Source organism: Fodinibius sp. (assembly GCF_041642155.1).
In the GTDB taxonomy this organism is placed as follows: domain Bacteria; phylum Bacteroidota; class Rhodothermia; order Balneolales; family Balneolaceae; genus Fodinibius.
On record NZ_JBEPWZ010000189.1, the window covers coordinates 1 to 5,728 of the forward strand.

Here is a 5,728-nt window from a genome sequence, read left to right on the forward strand (position 1 = left end):
CTGGCCCGCGATGAGGTCGAAGAGGCCGAATCGCTGGTGGCCTATTTGAATGATGACGATCCCGAGATACGAGCACAGGTTGCTAAAACCCTTGGAGATGTACGCTATCCGGGGGCCGCGGACGCACTGCTTCCCCTGCTGGAGGATGAATCGCTGCGCGTGCAGTTTTTTGCTACTGAGGCACTGGGACGCATCCAGCACGGGCCTGCGGTACAGCCTATTGTCGACATGCTCGAAGTAAACAACGACCGTGATATTTACCTGCGACACGCCGGAGCCATTGCTCTGACCCGTATCGGCGACGCGCAGGCGATTGCACCGTTGTCCGACCATCCGTCGGAAGCGGTTCGAATAGCAGCGGTCGTGGCCCTCAAGCGGATGGATGCGCCCGAAGTAGCACGTTTCTTGTCCGACGATAGTGAATTCGTAGTGACGAATGCCGCACGCGCTATCAATGATGATGCCCTGATCAAAGAGGCGCTTCCCGATTTGGCCCGCATGCTTGATCAGCACACGTTTACCAATACCCCGCTCCTGCGCAGGGCAATCAACGCCTGCCTGTACCACGGTACGGCTGCCGATGCCAAACGCCTGGCATCCTTTGCGACCCGAGAAGATGTCAGCGATTCGCTGCGGACCGAAGCCATTGCCACGCTCTCGGTCTGGCCGGAGCCGTCCACCCTGGACCGGGTAACCGGTCGGTACCGGGGAGAAATTCAAAACTCGAAGGCCGATGCGGTCCAGGCCCTGAGCGCCGTCACCGATCCCCTGTTGTCCGGCGAAAATGATGAGATTAAAATCGCGTTGATCAAGGCTGTCAGCACTTTGCAAATGAATGAGGCAACTTCTGATCTCTTTGCGTTGATGCAGGGTCAATCTTCTCCCGAAGTTGCCGTTGCTGTGTTGAATGCGCTTCGGGACTTAGACTTTGAAGAGATGGACAAGGCTGTCGAAATGGCCCTGTCTTCCGACAGTCAGCGGCTGCGTATGACGGCTCTCAGGCTGACCCCCTCCCTGGAAATCTCAAACTCTCAGAAAGTAACGCTGCTGGCTTCCGTACTGAATGAGGGATCGGTTGTTGAACAGCAAAGCGCCATAAAGGCCCTGGGCAGCATAGCCTCAGATGAAGCGACGGAAGTGCTCATCGGTCAGTTTGAAAAGCTAATGAGTGGAAGTCTGCCCGAAGAAATTCACCTGGAAGTTGTCAGTACGGCAGACAGTTTGGACTCTGAAAAGCTCAATGCCTTACTGGAGCGATACGAAGAGGCCAAGCCCGAAGACGATAAGGTAGCCCAGTACCGGGAAACCCTTTACGGCGGGGATGCCCTGCGGGGTGCGGAAATCTTCTACAATGACAACACGGCGCAGTGTATTCGCTGTCACGCGGTCGGTGGTGACGGGGGTAACGTGGGTCCCGACCTGTCTGCGATAGGTGACCTACTCAATCGCGAACAGCTGCTTGAATCAATGGTAGCGCCCAACAAGCGCATTGCTCCCGGTTTTGGTTCTGTCACCGTCACAACCGATGGGGGACAACAATTGCAGGGCGTGCTCGAAGAAGAAACCGACAGCTATATTACGGTGCAAATAGCTGAAGACGAAACACGACAGATTCCCAAAGAAGAAATTGCCGAGCAAACCAATTCCCCTTCCGGAATGTATTCCATGGAAGGCATCTTAACCAAGAGGGAGCTGAGGGACCTCGTTGAATTTCTCAGCCGGCGAACGGAAGAGACCGCTGATGAAGAAAACCGTCAGTGAACCGTACACTATAATCTTATACTATTTATGCCATGAAACCTGTTATCAACACTACATATAAAAAAATACCATTTATTCCCTTCATCACTGTTTTAGTCATTGTTTCAATGGGTTTCACGTTTTCAGACGGGACGGATACGCCTGACGCGCAGGAAGAGTGGATTTCTCTTTTCAACGGGGAAAACCTCGATGGCTGGACTCCCAAATTTACCGGTCATGAGGTGGGCGTAAACTTTAAAAATACGTTCCGGGTGGAAGACGGACTGCTTAAGGTCTCCTACGAAAACTATGAAACCTTTGATGGCAAGTTCGGTCATCTTTTTTATAAGCAACCCTATTCTAAATATAAAATACGACTGGAATACCGGTTTGTAGGCGAACAAATACCCGGAGCCCCCGACTGGGCGTACCGTAACAGTGGTATCAAGTTTCACTGCCAGTCCCCCGAATCGATGGCGCTGGATCAACAGTCCCCTGTTTCTATTGAGGTCCAGCTGTTGGGAGGTGACGGCGAGAATGAGCGGCCGACGGCCAACATATGCTCGATGGGAACACATATAGAAATGGGCGGCGAACTCATCACCCAGCATTGTACGCAGTCAAGTTCTGACACCTATCACGGCAGTCAATGGGTAGAAGTAGAAGCAGAAGTGAATGGCAGTGATATTATCAAACATTATGTGAATGGTGAAGAGGTTCTTGCCTATTCAGAGCCGCAATACGATCCCAGCGACGCCAACACGGAAAATCTCATTACAGACCCGGATAATCTGCTGATCGAGGATGGATATATAGCCCTTCAGGCGGAAAGCCACCCCGTACATTTTCGCAACATCGAGCTGCTTCCTCTTGAGTAATTGGGTTCACTTCGGGCGAATCCAGTATATGGGTATAGGGTCGAGTCGGGTAATATGCGACCTGATACCTTTTATATAAAAGCCTTCTGCATAATGATAGAAGTTTTTTAATATTTTTAATTTACATACCCTAATTCAGCCATCTCCCGGCTGCAGATATCTTCTATTCTTTCCATATTTTCTTCAAAAAACACTTCCCAGGAGATGCTTTTATTCCCTTTGGGCTGGAATTGCACATCTAATTGATCCGTTATGTCTCTTTTGGAGGAAACTCCAAGTTTTTGAGCCAGCTTTTCAATGGTCTGCAATTTATCGGCGTTAAAATCCTCGTAGCGAACAAGATGAATACGGTCCTGATGATCAAGGTATACCCGGGCCGCCCTCACCCATCGTCGGGCTAGAATATCGACATAATTACCGTCGGGCAAATCCCACAGGGCAGCGTCAAATACGGGTCTCCAGTCCGCCGGGATGGCATGAACCTCATCTTCATCCATTCGCGGAAGATTACCGGGAACAGAAATTCTGTTTAATAAACTTCTTATATTGCTGCGGGGATCACGTATAACAAATACAAATTTTGCCCCGGGGTGGATACGGGAAAGCTGGTCGAACAGGAACGTCAGATTGGGTTCCTTAATAACATCCCGCGAAAAATAAAAGCTGTATTTCCGGGCAAAATCCTTTAATGGAAGCGTACCGTCTAATAACATTTCCAGCGTTGGCCACCACGACTCGGGAATATCCACGGTTTTAGTCAGTCCGCCATAATCGGCAATCAAATGGGTGATCACGGAAGTGCCTGATTTCTGATTACCGAGGATGATAATGGGAGATCTGTTTATCGTTGAAAATAGCGAATAAAATCTCACCTTAAATACTCTAAATGTATGGTTCAACATATCCTTGCAAAATTTAAACTATAACTCAGGTTTAAGGCAACGCCGACAGGGGCCGGGATCCGTATCCGCTTTTCTCAATGCCGACGGTGCTGAACGGGTCCCTGACCTCGTTCGTCACGCTGCGCGATTCTAACAATATACGATTCCAAAAATTGCATGGCGTCGTCGTTTAACTTGTGGGTAATTCTCGCAAAATAATCCTATACAATCTTTTCAAATCCGGTACCAGCTTTAACAGGTATTTCTTAAAAGATGAACCGGTAATTCTAAAAATTATGAATCTCCAGGCTAAAAGCGTCAGGCACAGCATCGTCAGTGACAAACTCAGGGCAATGGCCTCAATTGAAAACAGGGCCCCTATATAAATAGCTACCGGCATGATGCTTAACACAATTAAATTCCAGTAAAATCCGAGGTCCGTGCGGCCGGTAGCGATGATCAGTCCGCCCATCGGATTACCGATCGATCGAAAATACATATAGGCGGATAAAATTTGCACAACGACCACAATATTCAGGAAACTTTGTCCATATAAAACATAGACCAGCGGGTAGGCAAATACAGCCACCAGCAGGTACACCATCACGTTGGCCGTAGATACTAAATTCAAAAATGAGAGGAACTTCTCCCTCAGCTTTTGCTGATCATCTTGCACCAGCGACAGTACCGGACTTGCTACTTTCGTAATAATCGGATTCAAAATGGACATCGGCTTCTTCACCAGCTGTTTGGCCAAACTATACCCTCCCAGCACTTCGGACCCTAAAAACTTACCGATAAGCAAAATATCCAGATCTCGGTTGAAGTAGTTGACGATTTGTCCGCCCACCTGGTAGATACCGATCTTTAAAAACGGCTTTGCTTCCCTGTATTTAAAATAAATCATCATGCCGCGATCTCTCAGCCCTTGGATAAAGTATATAGCATTGGAAATCGCATCCTGCGTTAACGCCGCATATACCAAGGCGTATACTCCGTATCCCCATACGGCATACAGGACCCCTACGATAAGTCCCACTGCCGCCCCTGCGATATCCGTTAAGGCAATATAGCGGAAATTGAGATGCTTCTGTTCTACGGTCTTAAACTGCCGTCCCAGGGCCGAAAGCATAATGCTTACAGCCATCAAGGGGATAAGTATCGTTAATTCAGGCTCCTCGTAAAAATCCGCGATAGCGGGACTCACCAGGCTGATGATTCCAAAAAGCAGGAGGCTGAAGATCACATTGATCCAGTACAGGCTGGCGTACTCCTTATCCGTAATATCCTGCTTGTGGAGAATGGCCGAAGTCAGTCCCATGTCCATGAACAGATCCATAAACCCCAGCACAAACGTGACCAGCGCCATAAGCCCGAAATCTTCGGCATCTAAAAAACGGGCAAGCACCGATATTTTAATTAATCCAACAACCGCCAGCGTCACTGTTGAAACGGTTGTCCACTTTACCCCGGATATGGTTTTTCCTTTTAGGGACATTCAGTATTATTTCAAAAGGGGGTTGAACTTCTGCTGCAGTTCGTTACATATCTTTTCCAGGGATAACGCTCTTTCAAGAATAGTACGATTTTTTTGTATTTGCTTTTTAGTTAAAAGCATGAAGGCCTTTTCGTTATCAGGCTTCAGATCTTCTTCAATACAGTATAGCCGACATCCGATTCTTGTTAAATAGTGATACAGGGTGTTCTTTCTGCTGAGATAGATCTTTGCTCCTAAATACATGGCATGCAATATGTTGCCAGCTCCCTGTTGGCGGTAATGATTCATAATCACGATCCCGCACCCCCGCAATATCTTCTGGTACTTATCGAGCGGTAAAAATTCGGTTAAGGGATAAAATTTCGGTCCAAATAGTGATTTTCCTCGTTTGGCTATTTCATCAGCATATGCTTCGTCTCCGTAGCTCAGGGGACAAATAATCTTTTGGTCACCGATGCCCATTTTCCTGAGCAGATCAAATGCTTCTAAATGATTATTGGAATAATAAGCCGAATTTCCCAATAAAATATTATTATCGCTGACCATACCTGTATGGCGGTCTATTATGACATCCATCGGGTAGTAGGTAAACGGGATCTGTTTTATATCATCCCGCAACTTGATCTTATCTTTGCAGTATAGGAGTTCCTCCCTGTGCAAAATGGCCATATAATCCATTTTTCTCATGGCCAGAATAATGTTTTTGTAAAGATCATCCTCCCCTTTGAAAA

Annotated in this window: 5 protein-coding genes; 2 read left to right on the forward strand and 3 right to left on the reverse strand. The window is 47.6% G+C overall.

Features of this window, described 5'->3' with window-relative positions; genetic code table 11:
* Together ACESLU_RS10610 and ACESLU_RS10615 are read left to right on the forward strand one after the other, a co-directional pair.
* Positions 1-1,761, forward strand: a 1,761-nt coding sequence (locus ACESLU_RS10610; RefSeq protein WP_372638625.1) for a HEAT repeat domain-containing protein, incomplete at its 5' end; no start/stop codon positions are given.
* A 107-nt stretch (positions 1,762-1,868) separates the two neighbouring features.
* Positions 1,869-2,618 carry a DUF1080 domain-containing protein gene (locus ACESLU_RS10615; RefSeq protein WP_372638626.1) on the forward strand — a complete coding sequence of 250 codons (750 nt, stop codon included), beginning with the start codon at positions 1,869-1,871 and terminating at the stop codon, positions 2,616-2,618.
* A 116-nt stretch (positions 2,619-2,734) separates the two neighbouring features.
* Here the strand turns inward: ACESLU_RS10615 and ACESLU_RS10620 are convergent, their stop codons facing one another.
* From ACESLU_RS10620 to ACESLU_RS10630, 3 genes are all read right to left on the reverse strand, one after another.
* Positions 2,735-3,520: a sulfotransferase gene (locus ACESLU_RS10620; protein WP_372638627.1), complete on the reverse strand. Its 786-nt coding sequence runs from the start codon at positions 3,518-3,520 to the stop codon at positions 2,735-2,737.
* Positions 3,521-3,689: 169 nt separating this feature from the next.
* Entirely contained in the window at positions 3,690-4,997 is a 1,308-nt protein-coding gene (locus ACESLU_RS10625; protein ID WP_372638628.1) for an MOP flippase family protein, read from the reverse strand.
* A 6-nt stretch (positions 4,998-5,003) separates the two neighbouring features.
* Positions 5,004-5,728 (reverse strand): TDP-N-acetylfucosamine:lipid II N-acetylfucosaminyltransferase (locus tag ACESLU_RS10630; RefSeq protein ID WP_372638629.1); only part of this gene is annotated, 725 nt, incomplete at its 5' end.